The organism is Klebsiella sp. 18074 (assembly GCF_902705905.1).
Lineage (GTDB): Bacteria > Pseudomonadota > Gammaproteobacteria > Enterobacterales > Enterobacteriaceae > Klebsiella > Klebsiella terrigena.
This window is the reverse complement of the sequence record NZ_CACSIS010000029.1, coordinates 1-20,839: the sequence shown is the minus strand read 5'-3', so window position 1 is coordinate 20,839 and position 20,839 is coordinate 1. Positions and strand designations below refer to the sequence as shown.

Annotated in this window: 18 protein-coding genes; 10 read left to right on the top strand and 8 right to left on the bottom strand. The window is 56.8% G+C overall.

From position 1 onward, the window contains the following. The first annotated feature begins 175 nt into the window (after positions 1 to 175). Together GVK32_RS23000 and GVK32_RS22995 are read left to right on the top strand one after the other, a co-directional pair. Positions 176 to 1,477: an MFS transporter gene (locus GVK32_RS23000; RefSeq protein ID WP_159870559.1), complete on the top strand. Its 1,302-nt coding sequence runs from the start codon at positions 176 to 178 to the stop codon at positions 1,475 to 1,477. A 14-nt stretch (positions 1,478 to 1,491) separates the two neighbouring features. After that, on the top strand, positions 1,492 to 3,858 hold the full coding sequence (locus tag GVK32_RS22995) for a glycoside hydrolase family 31 protein (protein ID WP_159870562.1): 2,367 nt from the start codon (positions 1,492 to 1,494) through the stop codon (positions 3,856 to 3,858). Positions 3,859 to 3,952: 94 nt separating this feature from the next. On the opposite strand, the gene GVK32_RS22990 is transcribed toward GVK32_RS22995, so the two are convergent. Continuing rightward, entirely contained in the window at positions 3,953 to 5,548 is a 1,596-nt protein-coding gene (locus GVK32_RS22990) for an ABC-F family ATPase (RefSeq protein ID WP_159870565.1), read from the bottom strand. A 369-nt stretch (positions 5,549 to 5,917) separates the two neighbouring features. Between GVK32_RS22990 and ldtB the strand changes: the two genes are divergently transcribed. Beyond that, a complete protein-coding gene (gene ldtB / locus GVK32_RS22985) occupies positions 5,918 to 6,838 on the top strand; it encodes a L,D-transpeptidase (protein WP_115193996.1) in 921 nt (306 codons plus the stop codon). A gap of 65 nt (positions 6,839 to 6,903) precedes the next feature. Here ldtB and GVK32_RS22980 read toward each other — a convergent pair whose 3' ends face one another. The 6 genes from GVK32_RS22980 to mntR all read right to left on the bottom strand — a co-directional run bounded on the left by GVK32_RS22980 (position 6,904) and on the right by mntR (position 13,324). Further along, a complete protein-coding gene (locus GVK32_RS22980; RefSeq protein ID WP_159870568.1) occupies positions 6,904 to 7,617 on the bottom strand; it encodes a GntR family transcriptional regulator in 714 nt (237 codons plus the stop codon). A gap of 12 nt (positions 7,618 to 7,629) precedes the next feature. Then, the gene (locus GVK32_RS22975) at positions 7,630 to 8,949 is read right to left on the bottom strand and encodes a PTS sugar transporter subunit IIC (protein ID WP_159870571.1); all 1,320 of its coding nucleotides are present in this window, start codon (positions 8,947 to 8,949) and stop codon (positions 7,630 to 7,632) included. A gap of 112 nt (positions 8,950 to 9,061) precedes the next feature. After that, the gene (locus tag GVK32_RS22970; protein WP_159870574.1) at positions 9,062 to 10,435 is read right to left on the bottom strand and encodes a glycoside hydrolase family 1 protein; all 1,374 of its coding nucleotides are present in this window, start codon (positions 10,433 to 10,435) and stop codon (positions 9,062 to 9,064) included. A 161-nt stretch (positions 10,436 to 10,596) separates the two neighbouring features. Next, positions 10,597 to 11,634 (bottom strand): aldo/keto reductase, encoded by a 1,038-nt coding sequence (locus GVK32_RS22965; protein ID WP_159870577.1) that lies wholly within the window; start codon positions 11,632 to 11,634, stop codon positions 10,597 to 10,599. Between the two features lie 107 nt (positions 11,635 to 11,741). Continuing rightward, the gene (locus tag GVK32_RS22960; RefSeq protein ID WP_159870580.1) at positions 11,742 to 12,854 is read right to left on the bottom strand and encodes an anion transporter; all 1,113 of its coding nucleotides are present in this window, start codon (positions 12,852 to 12,854) and stop codon (positions 11,742 to 11,744) included. After that, on the bottom strand, positions 12,851 to 13,324 hold the full coding sequence (mntR, locus tag GVK32_RS22955) for a manganese-binding transcriptional regulator MntR (protein ID WP_045854573.1): 474 nt from the start codon (positions 13,322 to 13,324) through the stop codon (positions 12,851 to 12,853). Before mntR ends, GVK32_RS22960 begins: the two co-directional genes overlap by 4 nt. Positions 13,325 to 13,507: 183 nt before the next feature. Between mntR and mntS the strand changes: the two genes are divergently transcribed. Next, complete coding sequence (mntS, locus tag GVK32_RS22950) at positions 13,508 to 13,633, top strand: manganase accumulation protein MntS (RefSeq protein WP_041144714.1); 126 nt, start codon at positions 13,508 to 13,510, stop codon at positions 13,631 to 13,633. Positions 13,634 to 13,901: 268 nt separating this feature from the next. Beyond that, entirely contained in the window at positions 13,902 to 15,479 is a 1,578-nt protein-coding gene (locus tag GVK32_RS22945) for a phosphoethanolamine transferase (RefSeq protein ID WP_159870733.1), read from the top strand. Between the two features lie 104 nt (positions 15,480 to 15,583). Here GVK32_RS22945 and ompX read toward each other — a convergent pair whose 3' ends face one another. Further along, positions 15,584 to 16,093 (bottom strand): outer membrane protein OmpX, encoded by a 510-nt coding sequence (gene ompX / locus GVK32_RS22940; RefSeq protein WP_159870583.1) that lies wholly within the window; start codon positions 16,091 to 16,093, stop codon positions 15,584 to 15,586. Between the two features lie 353 nt (positions 16,094 to 16,446). Here ompX and rhtA point away from each other — a divergent pair, with 353 nt between their 5' ends. The 5 genes from rhtA to glnQ all read left to right on the top strand — a co-directional run bounded on the left by rhtA (position 16,447) and on the right by glnQ (position 20,781). Next, positions 16,447 to 17,334: a threonine/homoserine exporter RhtA gene (gene rhtA, locus GVK32_RS22935; protein ID WP_159870586.1), complete on the top strand. Its 888-nt coding sequence runs from the start codon at positions 16,447 to 16,449 to the stop codon at positions 17,332 to 17,334. 245 nt (positions 17,335 to 17,579) lie between these two features. Further along, complete coding sequence (gene dps / locus GVK32_RS22930; protein ID WP_045854568.1) at positions 17,580 to 18,083, top strand: DNA starvation/stationary phase protection protein Dps; 504 nt, start codon at positions 17,580 to 17,582, stop codon at positions 18,081 to 18,083. Between the two features lie 406 nt (positions 18,084 to 18,489). Further along, positions 18,490 to 19,236, top strand: a complete 747-nt coding sequence (gene glnH / locus GVK32_RS22925; protein WP_159870589.1) for a glutamine ABC transporter substrate-binding protein GlnH — start codon at positions 18,490 to 18,492, stop codon at positions 19,234 to 19,236. A gap of 166 nt (positions 19,237 to 19,402) precedes the next feature. Then, positions 19,403 to 20,062, top strand: a complete 660-nt coding sequence (glnP, locus tag GVK32_RS22920) for a glutamine ABC transporter permease GlnP (RefSeq protein ID WP_041144708.1) — start codon at positions 19,403 to 19,405, stop codon at positions 20,060 to 20,062. Next, the gene (glnQ, locus tag GVK32_RS22915) at positions 20,059 to 20,781 is read left to right on the top strand and encodes a glutamine ABC transporter ATP-binding protein GlnQ (protein ID WP_045854565.1); all 723 of its coding nucleotides are present in this window, start codon (positions 20,059 to 20,061) and stop codon (positions 20,779 to 20,781) included. Before glnP ends, glnQ begins: the two co-directional genes overlap by 4 nt. The last annotated feature ends 58 nt before the right edge of the window (positions 20,782 to 20,839 follow it).

Below are 20,839 nucleotides of genomic sequence, written 5' to 3'. Positions count from 1 at the left end.
CTATTGGCCGCTCATTTTCTATCTTAACCTGAATTGGTCCGATAACTTCCATACTAGTTATACGGAAAACCAAATAAATAAAACAATAATATTCATAACGTTAATAAAACAGGTATGACAACTCAGGGATTGAGCATCGATCATTTCCCCCTACAAAGTTCTTGTGGAGAGTTCTATGAGCCAAGGCCTCAACAACGATATGGCGGTCAGCAAATCGCGCCGCGTAGTCAGAAACCTGCGCTGGTGGATGCTGACCCTGTTTCTGCTCGGCGTCACCGTTAACTACATTACCCGCAACTCCTTAGGCATTATCGCCCCCGAGCTGAAGACAACGCTGGGCATCACCACCGAGCAGTACTCATGGATCGTCGGCGCTTTTCAGCTGGCCTACACCCTCTTCCAGCCTCTCTGCGGCTGGCTGATTGACGTGATTGGCCTGAAGCTGGGCTTTATGATCTGCGCCACCCTGTGGGCCCTCGCCTGTATCGCCCACGCCGGTGCCGGCAGCTGGCTGCATCTGGCGATCCTGCGTTTTTTCATGGGTGGAGCAGAAGCCGCTGCCACCCCGGCCAACGCCAAAACCATCGGCGAATGGTTTCCAAAATCTGAACGCCCGATAGCCGCCGGCTGGGCCGGCGTCGGTTTCTCCATCGGCGCGATGCTGGCGCCGCCGATCATCTATTTTGCTCACGCCTCTTTCGGCTGGCAGGGCGCGTTTATGTTCACCGGGGTGCTGGCGCTGCTGTGGGTGATCCTGTGGTGGGCGTTTTACCACAATCCGGAAAAGCATCCGAATCTGGGCAAGTCGGAGCTGGAGTTCATCCGTCAGGACAACGAGCCGCCGGCGGTAAAACTGCCGTTCTTTACCGCGCTGAAAACCGTGTCGAAAAATAAGCGCTTCTACGGTATTGCGATCCCGGCCTTTATGGCGGAGCCCGCCTGGGCGGTCCTGAGCTTTTGGGTGCCGCTGTACCTCGCCAAAGAACACGGCATGGATCTCAAACAAATAGCCATGTTCGCCTGGCTGCCGTTCCTCGCCGCCGATCTCGGCAGCGTGGTGAGCGGCTATCTGACCAAACTCTATACCCGCTGGTTCGGCTGTTCACGGGTTAACTCGGTGGTGGCAAGCTCGCTGACCGGCGCATTCCTGATGATTTCGCTGGCCCTCGTCACCATTACCCGCGACCCCTACGTCACCATCGTCCTGATCTCCATCGGCGGCTTCGGCCACCAGATTATCTCCTGCATGCTGAGCGCGCTGGTGGTGGAGTCGTTCGATAAGGGCCAGATGGCGACCGTCAACGGCATGCGCGGCTCCGCCGCCTGGATCGCCAGCTTCCTGTTCTCCTTATTAATCGGGGTGACCGCCGACAAGATTGGCTTCAACCCGCTGTTCGTCGCCATGGGCTTCTTCGACCTGATTGGCGCTGTCTTCCTGGTCGCTTTTATTGCTGAACGTCGCGCCAGCCGCGCCTGAGAGTGGATGTAAAAATGAAAACCTTGAAACACTGGAAATTGCAACAGCAGCTGGCCCACCACGTCGAGCTGGCGGTGGATGGGCAGCACACCCTGTGTCTGTACGTGCTGGAAGAGAACCTGTTCCGCGTCCTGCTTAAACGCAGAGGAGAGCTGGCGCTGGACCGCACCTGGAGCATCGCCCCGCAGCAGGACGTCCCCTGGGAGGGACGCAGCCGCGACGACGTCAGCGGATTTACCCTCCCCGCCTGGAGCCTGGAGCAGCAGCAGGAGACCCTGACGGTTGCCACCGAACGCCTGCGCGTCACCGTCCACCAGCCGCTGTGGCTGGAGTGGAGCTATCGCGACGATGCCGGAGAGTGGCAGCCGCTGGTTAGCGACCGTCCGACCAGCGCCTATCTGGTCAACGCCCACGGCGACGGCGTCGCGCACTACCAGAGCCGGCGTCAAGATGAACGCTTCTACGGTCTGGGCGAAAAGGCGGGCAACCTGCAGCGCAACGGGAATCGCTACGAGATGCGCAACCTGGATGCGATGGGCTATAACGCCGTCAGCACCGATCCGCTGTATAAGCACATCCCCTTCACCATCGCCCAGCGCAGCGATATCAGCTACGGCCTGTTCTACGATAACCTCAGCAGTTGCTGGCTGGATCTGGGCAACGAAATCGACAACTACCACACCGCCTATCGCCGCTGGCAGGCCGAAGCGGGCGATATTGATTACTACATGTTTACCGGCAAACGCGTGCTGGACATCACCAAAGCCTTTGTCCGCCTGACCGGGAAAACGCTGTTCGGGCCGAAATGGAGCCTGGGCTATAGCGGCTCGACGATGCACTACACCGACGCGCCGGATGCGCAAAACCAGCTGATGAACTTTATCCGCCTCTGCGAAGAGCACGCCATTCCGTGCGACTCGTTCCAGCTCTCCTCCGGCTATACCTCAATCGGCGGTAAGCGCTACGTCTTTAACTGGAATTACGACAAGGTTCCGCAGCCGAAGGTGATGAGCCAGCGCTTCCACGACGCGGGTATCAAGCTGGCGGCCAACATCAAGCCCTGCCTGCTGCAGGATCACCCGCGCTATAGCGAGGTGGCAGAGCGCGGGCTGTTTATTCAGGACTCCGAAAGCAAGTCCCCGGAACGCTCCAGCTTCTGGGATGACGAAGGGTCGCACCTCGACTTCACCAACCCGCAAACCGTCGCCTGGTGGCAGGAGGGGGTCACCACTCAGCTGCTGGAGATGGGGATTGATTCGACGTGGAACGACAATAACGAATTTGAAGTCTGGGATGGCGAGGCGCGCTGCCACGGTTTTGGCCAGGAGATTGCCATCAAGCATATCCGCCCGGTGATGCCGCTGCTGATGATGCGCGCGTCGCTGGAGGCCCAGCAGCGCTTTGCCCCGGAGAAACGCCCGTACCTGATCTCACGCTCCGGCTGCGCCGGGATGCAGCGCTACGTGCAAACCTGGAGCGGCGATAACCGCACCCATTGGGATACCCTGCGCTACAACACCCGTATGGGGCTGGGGATGAGCCTCTCCGGCCTCTATAACGTCGGTCACGACGTCGGCGGCTTCTCCGGCGATAAGCCGGACGCCGAGCTGTTCGTGCGCTGGGTGCAGAACGGGGTGATGCATCCGCGCTTCACGATCCACTCCTGGAACGACGATCGCACGGTCAACGAGGCGTGGATGTATCCGGCGGTCCTGCCGGCGATTCGCGGCGCGATTGAGCTGCGCTATCGCCTGCTGCCCTACCTCTACACCCTGCTGTGGCAGGCGCACGCTGACGACGAGCCGATGCTGCGCCCGACCTTCCTCGATCACCAGCATGACCCGCAGACCTTCGAGGAGTGCGACGACTTCCTGTTCGGCCGCGATCTCCTCGTCGCCAGCGTCGTGGAGCCCGGCCAGCGCCAGCGCCCGGCGTGGCTGCCGGAAAACGAGTCCGGCTGGTACGACTTTTATAGCGGAGAGTGGTTTGCCGGCGGCCAGTGGATAACGCTCGATGCGCCGCTGGAGAAACTGCCGTTGATGGTGCGCGCCGGGGCGGGTCTGCCGCTCAGCGAGAGGATCGTCCACGTTGACGCCAAAAAAGACGACAGCCGCGAGCTGAAGCTGTTTCCGCTCAAGGGTGCGGGCTCGACGAGCGGCCTGCTCTTTGAAGATGACGGCGAGAGCTGGGGCTATCGCGACGGCGATGCGCTGTGGCTGGGGTGGGAGATGACCTGCAGCGCCAGCACCATCAACCTGCAGGTGAATGCTCGCGGCCGCTACCGTCCGGCGTGGAAGGCGCTGAAGATAACGCTCCCCGCCGGTGAAAAGCGCCGGCTGTTGGTGAATGGTAAAGACGTCGGCGAGTGGCTGCTGGACTAAGGGCAATAAAAAGCCCCGGTCGCGCGAGGCTGACCGGGGCTTTATGTTCACTCCCCGGCTGCGCAGGCGCGTACCGGGGCGGGGCAGCGGACGTTTAGCCGTCGATGCCTTTGCTGCGCAGATAATCTTCGTAATTACCGCTAAAGTCGATGACGCGCTCCGGCGTAATTTCGATCACGCGGGTCGCCAGCGAGCTGACGAACTCACGGTCGTGGGAAACGAAAATCAGGGTGCCCTGATACATCTCCAGCGCCATGTTCAGCGATTCGATAGATTCCATATCCAGGTGGTTGGTCGGTTCGTCCATCACCAGAATGTTGGGTTTCTGCATCATCAGCTTACCGAACAGCATGCGGCCCTTTTCGCCACCTGACAGCACTTTTGCCGGCTTTTTGATATCGTCCTGGCTGAACAGCAGGCGGCCGAGGAAGCTGCGCACAACCTGCTCATCGTCACCATCCTGCTTCCACTGGCTCATCCAGTCGAACACGCTCAGATCGTTATCGAAGTCTTCGGCGTGATCCTGCGCGTAGTAGCCAATCTGCGCATTCTCAGACCATTTAACGGTACCGTTATCCGGCGCCAGTTCACCAACCAGGGTTTTCAGCATGGTGGTTTTACCCACGCCGTTGGCACCCAGAATGGCAATCTTCTCGCCCACTTCCAGCAGCAGATTGAATTTTTTAAACAGCGGGCCGTTATCAAAACCTTTCGCCAACTCTTCGACAGCCAGCGCGTTACGGAACAGCTTCTTGTCCTGCTCGAAGCGGATGAACGGGTTCTGACGGCTGGAGGCTTTCACTTCGTCGAGCTTGATTTTATCAATCTGACGGGCGCGAGAAGTCGCCTGACGTGATTTAGAAGCGTTGGCGCTAAAGCGGCTGACGAAGGATTGCAGATCGGCAATCTGCGCCTTTTTCTTGGCGTTATCAGACAGCAGACGCTCACGAGCCTGGGTGGCCGCGGTCATGTATTCGTCGTAGTTACCGGCGTAGACGCGCAGTTCGCCGTAGTCGAGATCCGCCATGTGGGTACACACCATGTTAAGGAAATGACGGTCGTGCGAAATGATGATCATGGTGCTGTCGCGTTCGTTGAGCGTCTGCTCCAACCAGCGAATGGTATCGATGTCCAGGTTGTTCGTCGGTTCATCGAGCAGCAGGATGTCCGGGTTGGAGAACAGCGCCTGGGCCAGCAGGACGCGCAGCTTCCAGCCGGGCGCGACTTCGCTCATCGGACCGTAATGCTGTTCTACCGGAATACCGACGCCGAGCAGCAGTTCACCGGCGCGGGCTTCAGCGGAGTAGCCGTCCATCTCGCCGTAGGTCACTTCCAGATCCGCCACCTTATAGCCGTCGGCTTCGCTCATTTCCGCCAGGCCGTAGATGCGATCGCGCTCCTGCTTCACTTCCCACAGCTCGCCGTGGCCCATGATGACCGTATCCAGCACGGTGAACTCTTCGAACGCGAACTGGTCCTGACGTAGCTTACCGATACGCTCGTTAGGATCGAGGGACACGTTGCCCAGCGTTGGCTCCAGATCGTTGCCGAGGATCTTCATAAAGGTAGATTTACCGCTACCGTTGGCGCCAATCAGGCCGTAACGGTTGCCGCCGCCAAATTTGACGGAGATGTTTTCGAACAGCGGCTTACTGCCAAACTGCATGGTGACGTTGCTGGATACTAGCACGGGGTTATCCTGAAAAAAGAGAATGAGAAGTGTGACACATCGGACATTATGCCAGCAAAACCATCTCTTTTCACGGTCTGCGGTGAATTCCCTTACCGCTGGCGCCGCGTACGGCGCCTTTTGCCCCCCGCCGCCGGCGTCCGGCAGGCCTCAGCGGCGACCCGGCGGCCCCAGGCATGCCGTGCGATCGCCCCTGCGACGGCGCGGCTTCGCCGGTTAAAGGACGACACTTGAAACAAGCGGCAAAAAAGTGTGATTTCGTACACATCTCATTTCCCTGTTGGCGGGAATGCACATATAATGCGCTCCCATCTACTCCCTGAAAAATCTAACAAAGGCCTGTGTGGCTTTAACATCGCACACGACATGATGAATATGAAATTATCGACACTCCTTGCGGCAGCCTTCGCCATCGTGGGCTTTTGCAACACAGCATCCGCTGTAACCTATCCTCTGCCGACCGACGGTAGCCGACTGATTGGCCAGAACCAGGTTGTCACGGTTCCGGACGACAACAAGCAGCCGCTGGAATACTTCGCCGCCAAATACCAGATGGGTCTCTCCAACATGCTGGAAGCGAACCCGGGCGTCGATACCTACCTGCCGAAAGGCGGTACCGTGCTGAATATCCCGCAGCAGCTGATTCTGCCGGACACCGTGCATGAAGGTATCGTGATCAACAGCGCGGAAATGCGTCTTTACTACTACCCGAAAGGCACCAACACCGTGATCGTGCTGCCGATAGGTATCGGCCAGCTGGGTAAAGATACGCCGATCAACTGGGTGACCAAGGTTGAGCGCAAGAAAGCCGGCCCGACCTGGACGCCGACGGCGAAAATGCACGCCGAATACGTCGCAGCCGGTAACCCGCTGCCGGCCGTAGTACCGGCCGGTCCTGACAACCCGATGGGCCTGTACGCGCTCTACATCGGTCGTCTGTATGCGATCCACGGCACCAACGCCAACTTCGGTATCGGCCTGCGCGTCAGCCACGGCTGCGTGCGTCTGCGCAACGACGATATCAAATTCCTGTTTGAGAACGTGCCGGTCGGCACCCGCGTCGAATTTATCGATGAGCCGGTGAAAGCCACCAGCGAGCCGGACGGCAGCCGTTACGTTGAAGTCCATAACCCGCTGTCGACCACTGAAGCCCAGTTCCAGGGCGGTGAGATCGTCCCGATTACGCTGAACAAATCCGTACAGGCCGTTACCGGCCAGTCAGACGTCGATCAGAGCGTGGTTGAGCAGGCGGTGCAGAACCGTTCCGGTATGCCGGTTCGTCTGAACTGATCCTGAGCGTCGTGCACAAAAAAGGGCGAGGTGAAAACCTCGCCCTTTTTTCTTTTCGCCTGACGTCAGCCGTTGTTAACGATAACGATACCGCCGTGATCGTAGCGGTAGTGACAGTGGGCATACTCCAGCGGCGTACCGTCCTCGAGGTAGATAACCTGCTCAACCTCCAGCACCGGATCGCCGGCTTCGCACACCAGGTGCTGCTGTTCGAGCTCGCCGGGCTTAATGGCGCGCACCACCCGGTACGACCCCATTATTTTCAGCCCAAGCGTTTCAACATACTGGAATACGGAGCTTTCGAGGTGGCTTTTATTCAGGCCGGGGACCAGATTCACCGGCATTACCGTAGCGTCCAGCGACATCGGCTCGTCGTTGAGCAACCGCAGGCGCACGAAGTCATAAACCGGTGAATCGGCATTAATCAGCAGCGACGTCTGCTCCTTCTCGCTGGGAAAGCGCAGCTCGAAGCGCACCACCCTGCTGCTGACCGCCCCCAGATGGGCCCAGGTTTTGGTGGCGCCAAAATAGTCGCTTCCCGGAAGATCCCACTGCGAAAGCTGGAGAAAGTTTTTACGTACGAAGGTGCCCTGCCCTTTGCGGGTATAAATCAGCCCTTCAACAATAAGCTGGCGCATCGCCTGCTGGATGGTCATCCTGCTGGTATTAAACTCCGCCGCCAGCGCAAACTGGTCGGGTAATGGCATGCTGGCGGGGTACTGCTGGCTGATAATCCGCTTTTTAATTTCCCGCGCGATCAAAAGATACTTCGCCGCCATCGTCCTTCCTTATTATTCATTTATCCCATTGTTTTTTAACGCCACTCTCTCAGATATTTTGAGAAATGGCAGGTAGAAGAATACACCAAAGATGATGATTATCAACTGCACCACCACCGCCCGCCAGTCCCCCGCCGTTGCCAGCCAGGCGCTGAGCACCGGCGGCGTGGTCCACGGGATCATCACCACGCAGCGCGACATAAGCCCGAGCGTGGTACACATCCAGGCGAAAAAGATACCGATGGCGGGAAGCAGCACGAACGGGATCATCAGCGGCACGTTGAAAACGATCGGCAGGCCGAAAATCACCGGTTCGTTGATATTGAACAGCCCCGGGGTAATAGCCAGACGCGCCACCTGCTTCGAGGCCTGCTGACGCGAGAAAAGAAAGATGGCGATCAGCAGAGAAATGGTGCTGCCGGTGCCGCCCACCATGCCGAAGGTCGGCACGAAGATATTGTTAATAATATGCGGAATCGGCTGGCCGCTGGCGTAGGCCAGCATATTCTCATTGGTATTAATCAGCAGGAACGGCTCCAGCACCACGCTATTCACAACCGACTGATGAATACCCAGCGTAAACAAGAAGTTGCCGAAGCTGTAGATAAAAATAGTCCCCGGCAGGCTGGTATTAATCAAGCGCAGCGGCTGCTGGATCAGCGTGGTGATCAGATGAATAAGATCGGTGTGCAGCAGGTTATTCAGCAGCGCGGCCAGCGCCGCAAACAGTGACAGCGTAAGAATGGCCGGGATGAGCGATGAAAACGACTGGCCCACCGCCGGCGGCACGTTCTCCCCGAGATTGATGGTCAGGCGCTTGATCCCGGCGATGCGCATAAAGATTTCCGTCGCCACCAGGCCAATGAGCACCCCAGCGAAAATGCCGGTAGACCCGATGTTGGCGAAGGTCAGCACCGACGTCAGGCTGACCGTCGCCTTCCCGCCAACCGGCACCAGATCCACCTGCATCGGCATCATAATAATAAAGCTGCAAAGAGCGATAACGACGGTCGAAACCGGGTTAGCGAAGTTTTTGTTACGCGCCAGCGACCACGCGATCATCGGCGCGATCAGCAGCGCGGCGATATTCAACGTCCCGTTGATAATCGCATCGCCCCACACCTTAAAGTGCACCAGCGTGTCGCCCTGCAGTATCCAGGGAAACACCACGTTATTCACCAGCACCGCCAGCCCTGCCAGAATGAAAATCGGCATGACCCCGGCAAACGCATCGCGCAGCGAACGCAGGTGTACCTGGTTGGCGATACGCGCGGAAAACTCAACAAAGCGATCGGTCAAAGACTGCATACTGGACGTTGTATTATCAGACATTTTGCAGAATCCTCTTCATCACTTACCCGTATTCCCCATCAGGCTTCAGGTTGCAGGCAGCGCGCCCGCAGCCTGAAATCTGACGGAGGTAACCCGGTGCGGCCCGCGCGAACTACATCTCTTCACCGTTGCTGTGGATCGCTCGTTTCAGCCAGGCATAGCTTTTCTTCGGCACGCGGTTAAGGTCTTTAAGATCGTGGTTTTCACGGTTGACGTACACCACCCCGTAGCGTTTACGCATATCGCCCTGCGAGCTGAGAATGTCGATCAGCCCCCAGCCGAGATAGCCGATCACCTCCGCGCCGTCCTCAAAAATCGCCTCTTTCATGGCGTTGATATGGTCGCGGTGATAGGCGATACGATAGTCGTCGGCAATCATGTTTTCGCCATCCCAGGACTCAATCACCCCGATACCGTTTTCAATCGGGAATACCGGCAGGCGCCAGTCGTTGTAGTAGCGGGTGATGATGGTACGAAAGCCGAGCGGATCGATTTGCCAGTTCCATTCCGTAGACTTCAGGTACGGGTTGTCCTTATCACCGAACTGCATGTAGTAGTTCACCTCGGTGCCTTCCGGGATCGGGTCGCTGCTGAGCGTGCGGCTGGCATAGTAGCTAAAGGCCATATAGTCATTTTTATTCTGCGCAATCAGGGCTAAATCCTCAGCGCGGTAAATATCCTCGAAGCCTTCACGGGCGACCACGGCCATGACCTCGGGGCTGTAGCCCTGACCGGCATAGACGCGCAGCAGGTTCTGGTTGAGAAACTCATCATGCTGCTGAGCGCAGAAAATATCGCGCGGCCGGCAGGTCGCCGGGTAGATAAGCTGATGCGCCAGCATTCCGCCCATCAGCCTGCCGGGCTGGGTTTCATGCAGGTACGCGGTCAGATGGACGTGCGCCATCATGGTGTAATGCTGGATCGCGTACAGCTCGCGGAGCGTTTCATCGCCCTGCATATAGCCCGCAATGCGGAACGCAATCGGCATGTGGAAAATATTCTGCTCATTGAAGGTCAGCCAGTACTTCACCTTGTCGCCGTAGCAGTCGATCATTTTTCTGCCGTAGCGCACAAACGCCTCCATCACGCGGCGATCGATAAAACCGTTGTACTCATTCGCCAGCGCCAGCGGCATGTCAAAATGGTACAGGCAAATCATCGGTTCAATGCCGCGGGCAATCAGAGCGTCGATAAAGCGATGGTAGAAGGCGATACCTTCTTCGTTGAACTCGCCATCGCCGGTCGGGCAAATGCGGCTCCACGAAATCTGGAAGCGGTAGCAGTTCATCCCTAGATCCTGCATTAAATCAAAGTCTTCTTCATAGCGATGGTAGGAGTCGGTCGCCACCTTCCAGTCAGAAGCAAACTCTGAGGGCTCGCGAATGTCGTATACCGACATCCCCTTTCCGCCTTCATTCCACGCCCCTTCCGTCTGCATGCTGGAAACCGAGTTGCCCCATAAAAAATCCTTTGCCAGTGTCTTCATCGTTCGCTCCGTCACTATGACTAGTCATTAAAAATTCATGACTAGTCATATAGAATGAAATGATAAATCACGCAAAGGAGTTGTGTCGTTTTTGTGAGCGATTTCGAAAAGAGAGGGTAGAAAGCGGCGGGACAGTGCCCGCCGTTGAGGAACGGACAGGATTACTCGTTAAGCTGATTGCGGCGATATTCGCCCTGGCGCTCGAGCATCCAGCCGGGATATTCGCGCGGCAGCGCGCTCACCGCATCCAGCTTCCGGAGATCCTCTTCGCCGAGCTGGATTTGAGTGGCGGCAATATTGTCCGCCAGCTGATCCGCACGTTTGGCGCCGATAATCACGCTGGTCACCGCCTGCTGATGGAGCAGCCACGCGAGCGCGACCTGCGCGACCGTCGCGCCTTTGGCGTCCGCCACCTCGCGCATCGCGTCCACGCAATCGAAGGCGCGATCCTTATTCACCGGCGGGAAATCAAATTCCAGCCGACGGCCACCCGCTTCCCCCTGGCCATCGCGGGTATATTTGCCGCTCAACAATCCGCCCGCCAGCGGGCTCCAGACCATCAGCCCCAGCCCTTCGCTCTGCATCATCGGCACCAGCTCGCGCTCGAGGTCGCGCCCGGCGATGGTGTAGTAAGCCTGCAGGGAGGCAAAGCGCGCCAGCCCGAGGCGTTCAGCAATACCCAGCGCCTTGGCGATTTGCCAGGCCGCCCAGTTCGATATGCCGATATAGCGGACGTGCCCCTGGCGGACCAGGGTATCGAGGGCGTAGAGGGTCTCTTCGACGGGTGTCGCCGGATCGAAGCCGTGCAGCTGGTAGAGATCGATATGATCGAGCTGCAGGCGCCGCAGGCTCTCTTTGACGCTGCTGAGAATGTGGTAGCGGGAGCTACCGCGAGAGTTAACGCCGGCGGTGCCGGTTTCACCGAACACTTTGGTGGCGACCACCACGTTTTCGCGCGGGATTTTGAGATTTTTTAGCGCCTGGCCGGTTATCTCTTCCGAACGCCCTTCCGAATAGACGTTTGCGGTGTCGATAAAGTTAATGCCGGCATCGAGGGCGCTGCCCACCAACTGCTCGGCTTCCGCCTGGCGCAGCTGGCCAATTTTGCCCCACATCCCCTCTTCACCGCCAAAGGTCATGGTGCCAAGGCACAGTTCAGAGACAAACAGACCGGTATTTCCGAGTTTTTTATAACGCATCGGACTCTCCTCATCAGGATAATTAACGTCAGCGCTATAGTTATACTCCCGCCTGCACGAGCGCGAATGGGGAGATTCTGTCCGTTTCTTGCCCAATCCTCCGAATATCAGAACCCGAAGTGCAGGATGGCGTAGCCCACCAGCGCCGCCCACAGCAGCATCGGCAGAGAGTAAAGATGAAAGCGCCACCAGATGCGCCTGTCTGCCGCCATGCGCAGGGCAATCAGGTTGGCCAGCGAGCCGGGAAGCAGACCAAAGCCGCCGACGTTCACCGCCCAGGCCAGCAGCGTCGACGGCGGGACGTAGTTGAGCAGCAGAATGGTTGCCGGGACGTTGCTGATGAACTGCGACAGGCCGATCGCCGTCAGCCACAGGCCGCCAGGGGAGAGCTGGCCGACGCTGCTCAGCAGCTGATGCAGAGCCGGCAGCTGGATCAGCAGGTGAACGTCAATAAACATCACCATAAAGACCAGCAGCAGGGACCAGTCAACGTTGATAATCACCGCCCGCGCCAGCAGCAAAAAGCCAATGACGATCAGCGCGAGGCCCCAAAGTCCCTGCTTCATCTCTAACGCCGTCAGGAAAACCAGATACAGCGCCAGGCAGCCCCAGACCAGCTTTGGCTGCCAGGAGGGCACCCGCTCACCGCTGTGATAAGTGAGGCGTAGGGCTGAAAAACAGCACCAGCACAGCGCCAGCAGCGTTACCATCATCGCCGCCGCCAGCGGCAGCATCTGCCCGATAAAGGCCGGGAAGCTGAGGCCGGAGCGTCCCCACAGCAGAATGTTTTGCGGATTGCCAATCGGCGTCAGCAGCGAGCCGGCGTTCACCGCCAGCGCCTCGAAAATAATCAGCCGGTTAACCGGAATCGCGCACCATTTTTTTAACGTCAGGGTGAGCGGCACGACGATAAAAAGCGCCACATCGTTGGTCAGGAAAGTGGAAAGCAGCGCCGCCGCCAGCACCATAAAGATGGCCAACTGCCGTTCGGTCACAAACCGCCGCGCCATTTTACGGCCCAGCACGTCAAAATAGCCGCTCAGCTCGACCCCTTTGGTCAGCAGCATCAGCCCGCTGAGGGTAATAATCGTCTGCCAGTCGATAGCCTGAGGCCAGCTGGCGGGGGCAAAGGGCACAAAAATGCTTAATATGCCGGCAATAATCAGCAATAAATGGAGGAAGCGGTCACCCGCCAGCGACCGAACAAAGGGCAGGTTCATTCCCCCTTCTGTCCGTGCTTGAGCGTAAACTGGCTAAAGGCCTCCAGCGTCTCCTGGCTCACGTGATGCTCCATCCCTTCAGCATCGCGACGGGCGATCTCCGGGCTGACGCCGATCACCAGCAGGAAGTTTTCCACAATCTGATGCCGTTCGCGGCTTTCGTGCGCCAGCTTCTCGCCTTCCGGGGTTAAAAAGACGCCGCGCCACGGGATCTGCTCGATCAATCCTACGCTGGCCAGGCGCTTGAGCATTTTCGCGACCGTCGGCTGCGAAACGCCCAGGCGCGCGGCCATATCGACCTGACGCGCTTCGCCCACCTCGCGGATCAGATCGGAAATCAGCTCAACGTAGTCGTCAATCAGCTCGCGACGATGCGCCTCGCGCACCTGACGAAACCCCTCAACGTGCTCTTCAACATTCACTAGCTGCGTCACTTTTTTTGTTATTTGTTTGCCTGCGCGACGGTTCATTGTGCTTCCTCAAATACGTGTGACGCAGCAAGCGTCATCTCAAAGAGGGCCATTGTAAATGATTGGGCCCGTAGCACAAAAAATTAACTTTTTAGCCATAGCTATAAAATATAGCCTGTGCTATATCTGTATGTAATGCAGACATCCTTCACCGAGCGAAGGGCGAAAGCGCAGGAGGTTACGATGAACGAACTCAAGAGGTGCTTACAGGTGTTTACCCACTCTCCATTTAAAGTACGCTTAATGCTAATCGGCATGCTGTGCGATCTGCTCAACGGCAAAAAAGAGCAGGACAAACCGGGCAACTAACGCGGCGTCGCGGCACGCCGCTTCATTTTTCGGTCATAATTCCCCGTTATACTGGTTCATTTCCCCGCCTTTCACCCGCATTTTTCAAGTTTTGTAAGCTTTCTCCCAAAACAATCTGTTATGGCTAGTTGACCTTAGCATTTGCAAGCCCTATCGTTTGTCAGCCCTGCCACTACTGCGGCTCGCAGAGACCCTCTTCCGGCACTGTCCAGCAGGTTTTACCCCTTGATGCCAGGGGATGCACATGGCGTCTTTTTGATTGTTAACTATGAACCTCACCCTGAAAGAAACGCTGGTCGCTCGTGGATTGGTCCTGAACCCGTGGACCGGATTCTACTTTTTACAGTCTCTGCTGATTAACCTGGCCCTTGGCTACGATTTTAGTCTGCTTTATGCCGTTGCCTTTACATGCGTGCTACATCTGCTGTGGCGCAGCTTTCCGCGCGCGCAGAAGGTGGTGGTCGGCGGCTACTCGCTGCTTGCCGCGCTCTATTATCCGTTTGGCCAGGCCTACGGTGCGCCCAATTTCAATACGCTGCTGGCGCTGCACGCCACCAACGTCGAAGAATCCACCGAAATTTTGACCATCTTCCCGTGGTACAGCTATCTGCTGGCGGTGTTTATTTTTGCGCTGGGCGTCATTGCCGTGCGTCGCAAGCCGGACGAACGCAAGCGCTGGAGCAAAATGGACAGCCTGGGCCTGCTGTTCAGCGTCGGTATCTTCTTCCTCCAGCCGGTACAAAATCTGGCCTGGGGCGGCGTCTTCAAGGTGATTGATACCGGCTACCCGGCTCTGCGCTTCGTCAAAGACGTGGTGGTAAATAACAACGAGGTGCTGGATGAGCAGGCGCGCATGGCGCAGCTGGCGAATATCAAGGACAGCTGGCACGTCGTGGCGGTGAAGCCCAAATATCACCTGTACGTGGTGGTGATTGGCGAAAGCGCGCGACGCGACGCGCTCGGCGCCTTCGGCGGCCACTGGGACAACACCCCTTTCGCCAGCTCGGTGAACGGCTATCTGTTCAACGACTACATTGCGGCGAGCGGTTCAACGCAAAAATCGCTGGGCCTGACGCTTAACCGAGTCGTTGACGGCAAGCCGCAGTATCAGGATAACTTCGTCACGCTGGCCAACCGCGCGGGCTTCCAGACCTGGTGGTTCTCGAATCAGGGGCAAATCGGCGAGTACGATACGGCGATTGCCAGTATTGCCAAACGCGCCGACGAGGTGCAGTTCCTCAAAAACGGCGATTTTGAGGCCAATAAAAACACCCAGGATGAGCAGCTGCTGAAGCTAACCGAACAGGTCCTGTCGACCCAGCGGACTCAGCCGCAGCTGATCGTCCTGCATTTGATGGGCTCGCACCCGCAGGCCTGCGACCGTACCAAGGGAAAATATACGGTATTCGTACAGTCGAAGGAGACCTCGTGCTATCTCTACAGCATGACGCAAACCGACGCGCTGCTGGGCAAACTCTATAGCCAGCTGCAGAACTCCGGCGACAGCTTCTCGATGACCTATTTCTCCGATCACGGCCTGGCCTTCAAGGAGCGCGGGAAAGAGGTGCAGTATCTGGCGCACGACGATAAGTTCCAGCAGAACTTCCAGGTGCCGTTCATGGTGCTGTCCAGCGATGATAAAGCGCACAAGATTATCAAAGCCCGCCGCTCGGCCAACGATTTCCTCGGCTTCTTCTCGCAGTGGACCGGGATCGCCGCCGAGGAAATAAAGCCGCGCTATCGCTTTATCTCTGAGCAACAGGCTGGACCGGTTTTCATCACCAACTTCCAGCTGCAAAAAGTGGACTATACCCATCTGGGTACCGACCTGTTCACCACCCAGTAGGCCACCTCATCCGCCATCGGGATGCTGATGGCGACGGGTTTTGCCGAATGACAGGCAAAAAAAATCCGCCCCTGTGAGGCGGATTTTTTATATCACCGAAGTGATTAGAAGCGGTAACCAACGCCCGCGATCCAGGTACCAACGTCAACGTTACGAATGCGAGACTGCTCGTAAGAGAAGTCCAGAGCAACGTTTTCGATCGGGTTGAACTGCAGACCAGCGCCGTAGGAGAAACCGTAGTCGCTCATGTCAGCTTTGTTCGGGTAGCTGTTGTCCTGGAATTTACCGTAACCAATACCCACTACGCCGTAGATGCTTGCCCAGTCGTTGATACGGTAAGCCGGACCAGCGGTGATGCCGTAGTACTGGCCTTTTTCGTATACGCCAGATTCGGTGCGATCTTTTTCAGTGTAGGTGAAGGAACCGATAACACCCAGCGGGCTATTGTCTTGCTCGTAACGGTACTTCAGGTTGAAACCGCCTGCTTTATTCGCTTCGCCCTGCATGTCGCTCTGAGCATAACCACCGGTAACGGTAGAAGTTGCAGCGAACGCGGTACCTACGGATGCAGCCAGTACAACAGCCAGTGCTGAAAAACGTGCAATTTTATTCATAACCACCTCAAATGTGTTTCTAATAAGTCCTAAGTCTTAAATATATCAAAAACTTTCGGGAAACTCTTTCCGCTTTACACTGTCTAACATACTTTTTCATGTAACCAAAAGTTTCCACAAAACTATAACAAACTGGAAAACAACCGTTTTTAGCGGATACAATCATATTTATGCGCGTAGCTCGCCGGACATGCATCCAGATTATTCCTAATCACCAGACGAGTGTTTCAGCGGCGCGCTTCCGATTGTACTCCCCTCTTCGAGGATTTTTTCAACAATAGCTCAACTGCGGTTGGGTAATTCATTTACACTGGAACCTTTACCGGTTTTGACAAATTTTGACAGGAGAAAGGATGCCCGGCTCGTCCCGAAAGGTCCCGGCGTGGTTGCCGACGGCAGTTATTTTAATCGCCATGATCTCTATTCAGAGCGGCGCGTCGCTGGCAAAATCGCTCTTCCCGCTGGTTGGCGCGCCCGGCGTGACGGCCCTGCGCCTGGCGCTAGGCACCCTGATTCTGGTGGTCATTTTCAAGCCCTGGCGGCTGCGCTTCGCCCGCGAACAGCGCCTGCCGCTGCTCTTTTACGGCCTCGCGCTGGGGGCGATGAACTATCTGTTCTATCTCTCAATTCAGCGCATACCGCTGGGCATTGCGGTGGCCCTTGAGTTTACCGGCCCGCTGGCGGTGGCCCTCTTTGGCTCGCGGCGTCCGCTCGACTTCGTATGGGTGGTTCTGGCGGTTCTGGGGCTATGGTATCTCCTGCCGCTGGGGCGGGACGTGGCGCAGGTCGATCTCACCGGCGCGCTGCTGGCGCTGGGCGCCGGGGCCTGCTGGGCGGTCTATATTCTCACCGGCCAGCGCGCGGGCGAAGAGCACGGCCCGGCAACGGTGGCGATGGGCTCGCTCATTGCCGCGGTGATTTTTGTGCCGCTGGGTATGCTGCAGGCAACCGATACGCTATTCCAGTGGTCGCTGCTGCCGCTGGGCCTGGCGATCGCCGTGCTCTCTACCGCGCTCCCCTACTCGCTGGAAATGATCGCCCTGACCCGCATGCCGACCAAAACGTTCGGCACGCTGATGAGCATGGAGCCCGCCCTTGCCGCGCTATCGGGAATGGTGTTCCTTGGCGAGACGCTGACCTTCACGCAGACCCTGGCGCTGGGGGCGATTATCCTCGCCTCGATGGGTTCGACGCTGACGATGCGGCGGGAAACGAAGCTGAAAAAAGTCGATATCGGCTAAATTGTCAGACGGTTCTGTACGGCCACCGAGCCGTACAGCGCTCACGCGAAAAAGCACTCAACCCATTGAGTTAAATACCTTTTAGAATTATCAACAAGCGTGCGCTATCAAACCGATAGAGACTACCGACACCGCCTTCTGCGTATCCGTTGCTATACTTGTCCCCATAAGTTACCGGGGACAAGCGCTCCATATAATTCGAATTTGATGTATGACGAGTATAAATATCAAGAGGATATGAAACTATGAGTACCGCAAAACTGGTTAAAACTAAAGCATCTAACCTGCTCTATACCCGCAACGATGTGACCGACAGCGAAAAGAAAGCCACCGTTGAGCTGCTCAATCGTCAGGTTATCCAGTTCATCGACCTGTCGCTGATCACCAAACAGGCTCACTGGAATATGCGCGGTGCCAACTTTATTGCCGTTCATGAAATGCTGGACGGCTTCCGCACGGCGCTGACCGAGCACCTCGATACGATGGCCGAACGCGCCGTCCAGCTCGGCGGCGTTGCGCTGGGCACCACTCAGGTTATCAACAGCAAAACTCCGCTGAAAAGCTACCCGCTGGACATTCACACCGTCCAGGACCATCTGAAAGAGCTGGCCGACCGCTACGCGATTGTGGCGAACGACGTGCGCAAAGCGATTAGTGAAGCAAAAGATGAAGATACGGCCGATATCTTCACCGCCGCTTCTCGCGATCTGGATAAATTCCTGTGGTTTATCGAATCTAATATCGAATAATCGCCACGCCGACTGCCGTCAGCCCCGCTGGCGGCATTTCTTTCCCTCCACGCCTCACGTTTCCCGCTTTTTTTATTACCGTGCGCCATCGCACTCTATTAGTGCATCACAATGGTCAAAATGCGTACTAAAGTAAATCAAATGTAATAATCACCTCACACAATCGTTACAGCAAGATTGTTTTCCCATCGGTGTTTGCGTTAAAAATGCTCTTGTTATTCGGTATATTTATGACGCACCAAAACAACGCCCCGCTATGGTGCAGATTCAGTTTGCCAGACCCGAAAGCGTGCAACAGGAACCACTCTGGTTGTTATAAAACAACAAGTTGTAAAACTGGCACGATTTTTTCATAGGGTTACTCGTTCTCGCAGGGGATCGTCCCGTGGATATAAAAGGAAATGCTATGAAGTCTGTATTAAAAGTTTCACTGGCTGCACTGACCCTGGCTTTTGCGGTTTCTTCCCAGGCCGCTGAAAAACAACTGATTGTTGCGACCGATACGGCGTTTGTTCCGTTTGAATTTAAGCAAGGCGATAAGTACGTTGGCTTCGATGTCGACCTGTGGGCCGCCATCGCCAAAGAGCTGAAACTGGACTATACCCTGAAGCCGATGGATTTCAGCGGCATCATCCCGGCGCTGCAAACGAAAAACATCGACCTCGCGCTGGCGGGGATTACCATTACCGAAGAGCGTAAAAAAGCGATCGAATTCTCCGATGGCTACTATAAAAGCGGCCTGCTGGTGATGGTGAAAGCGAACAACAACGACATTAAAGACGTGAAGGATCTGAACGGTAAAGTGGTCGCGGTCAAAGGCGGCACCGGCTCCGTTGACTACGCTAAGGCCAACATCAAAACCAAAGACCTGCGCCAGTTCCCGAACATCGATAACGCCTACATGGAGCTGGGTACCGGACGCGCCGATGCCGTGCTGCACGATACGCCAAACATCCTCTACTTCATCAAAACCGCCGGCCACGGCCAGTTCAAAGCGGTAGGTGAATCGCTGGAAGCGCAGAGCTACGGCATCGCGTTCCCGAAAGGCAGCGACGAACTGCGTGAAAAAGTGAACGGCGCGCTGAAAACCCTGCGCGAAAACGGCACCTACAACGAAATTTATAAAAAATGGTTCGGTACTGAGCCAAAATAATAGTCAGACCGTATCCGCCAGGATATATCTCTTACAGGCCTGCTGAGGTCTGGTAGCCCGGCACCGGCGCTTGCGCCCTCTGCCGGGGATCGCCTCACAGCAGGCCTGAGTCATTTTTTTCTCAGAGGGCCATCCTCTGCTTTCGACACGGTAACAGGAACGAATTATGCAGTTTGACTGGAGTGCCATCTGGCCCGCCATTCCAATTTTGCTGGAAGGCGCCAAAATGACGCTGTGGATCTCGGTCCTCGGCCTGGCTGGCGGTCTGATAATCGGCCTCGTCGCCGGTTTCGCCCGCTGCTTTGGCGGCTGGATAGCGAACCACATCGCGCTGGTCTTTATTGAAATTATTCGCGGCACCCCGATCGTGGTGCAGGTCATGTTTATCTACTTCGCCCTGCCGATGGCGTTTAATGATTTACGCATCGATCCGTTCTCCGCCGCGGTGGTGACCATCATGATCAACTCCGGCGCCTACATCGCGGAAATTACCCGCGGCGCGGTGCTCTCTATCCACAAGGGCTTCCGCGAAGCCGGCCTGGCGCTCGGACTGTCACGAAGCGAAACGATTCGCCACGTGATCCTGCCGCTGGCGCTGCGCCGCATGCTGCCGCCGCTGGGCAACCAGTGGATCATCAGCATCAAAGATACCTCGCTCTTTATCGTCATCGGCGTTGCCGAACTGACCCGCCAGGGGCAGGAGATTATTGCCGGTAACTTCCGCGCGCTGGAGATCTGGAGCGCCGTTGCCGTTATCTATCTCATTATCACCCTGGTTCTGAGCTTTATTCTGCGCCGTCTTGAAAGAAGGATGAAAATCCTGTGATTGAATTTAAAAACGTTTCCAAGCACTTTGGCCCAACCAAGGTGCTGCACGATATCGATCTGAAGATTAACAAAGGTGAAGTCGTGGTGATTATCGGGCCTTCCGGCTCCGGTAAATCAACCCTGCTGCGCTGCATCAACAAACTGGAAGAGATAACCAGCGGCGAGCTGATTGTCGACGGCCTGAAGGTCAACGATCCGAAGGTAGACGATCGTCTGATCCGCCAGGAAGCCGGCATGGTGTTCCAGCAGTTCTATCTGTTCCCGCACCTGACAGCGCTGGAGAACGTCATGTTCGGACCGCTGCGCGTGCGCGGCGCGAAGAAAGAGGCGGCCGAGAAGCTGGCGAAAGATCTGCTGGAAAAAGTGGGGCTGGCCGAACGCGCGCACCACTACCCTTCAGAGCTCTCCGGCGGCCAGCAGCAGCGTGTAGCCATCGCCCGCGCGCTGGCGGTGAAGCCGAAAATGATGCTGTTCGATGAGCCCACCTCCGCGCTGGATCCGGAGCTGCGTCATGAAGTGCTGAAGGTGATGCAGGATCTGGCAGAGGAAGGGATGACGATGGTTATCGTGACCCACGAAATCGGCTTCGCCGAAAAAGTGGCCTCGCGCCTGATCTTCATCGACAAAGGGCGTATCGCGGAAGATGGCGATCCGCAGGTTCTGGTCAAGAACCCGCCTAGCCCGCGCCTGCGCGAATTCCTGCAGCACGTCGCCTGATAGCCACCGGCTCCCCCGTCGCGGGGAGCCGCTTTCCAGATTCATCCCACCCCCGCCC

Bases quoted from the DNA above. Each gene is read 5' to 3' on its own strand.
- GVK32_RS22965 (WP_159870577.1), bottom strand. From the start codon at position 11,634: ATGCGTTATAAAAAACTCGGAAATACCGGTCTGTTTGTCTCTGAACTG.
- glnP (WP_041144708.1), top strand. From the start codon at position 19,403: ATGCAGTTTGACTGGAGTGCCATCTGGCCCGCCATTCCAATTTTGCTG.
- GVK32_RS22960 (WP_159870580.1), bottom strand. From the start codon at position 12,854: ATGAACCTGCCCTTTGTTCGGTCGCTGGCGGGTGACCGCTTCCTCCAT.
- glnH (WP_159870589.1), top strand. From the start codon at position 18,490: ATGAAGTCTGTATTAAAAGTTTCACTGGCTGCACTGACCCTGGCTTTT.
- ompX (WP_159870583.1), bottom strand. From the start codon at position 16,093: ATGAATAAAATTGCACGTTTTTCAGCACTGGCTGTTGTACTGGCTGCA.
- mntR (WP_045854573.1), bottom strand. From the start codon at position 13,324: ATGAACCGTCGCGCAGGCAAACAAATAACAAAAAAAGTGACGCAGCTA.
- GVK32_RS22975 (WP_159870571.1), bottom strand. From the start codon at position 8,949: ATGTCTGATAATACAACGTCCAGTATGCAGTCTTTGACCGATCGCTTT.
- mntS (WP_041144714.1), top strand. From the start codon at position 13,508: ATGAACGAACTCAAGAGGTGCTTACAGGTGTTTACCCACTCTCCATTT.
- GVK32_RS22995 (WP_159870562.1), top strand. From the start codon at position 1,492: ATGAAAACCTTGAAACACTGGAAATTGCAACAGCAGCTGGCCCACCAC.
- ldtB (WP_115193996.1), top strand. From the start codon at position 5,918: ATGAATATGAAATTATCGACACTCCTTGCGGCAGCCTTCGCCATCGTG.
- rhtA (WP_159870586.1), top strand. From the start codon at position 16,447: ATGCCCGGCTCGTCCCGAAAGGTCCCGGCGTGGTTGCCGACGGCAGTT.
- GVK32_RS22970 (WP_159870574.1), bottom strand. From the start codon at position 10,435: ATGAAGACACTGGCAAAGGATTTTTTATGGGGCAACTCGGTTTCCAGC.
- dps (WP_045854568.1), top strand. From the start codon at position 17,580: ATGAGTACCGCAAAACTGGTTAAAACTAAAGCATCTAACCTGCTCTAT.
- GVK32_RS22945 (WP_159870733.1), top strand. From the start codon at position 13,902: ATGAACCTCACCCTGAAAGAAACGCTGGTCGCTCGTGGATTGGTCCTG.
- GVK32_RS23000 (WP_159870559.1), top strand. From the start codon at position 176: ATGAGCCAAGGCCTCAACAACGATATGGCGGTCAGCAAATCGCGCCGC.
- GVK32_RS22980 (WP_159870568.1), bottom strand. From the start codon at position 7,617: ATGGCGGCGAAGTATCTTTTGATCGCGCGGGAAATTAAAAAGCGGATT.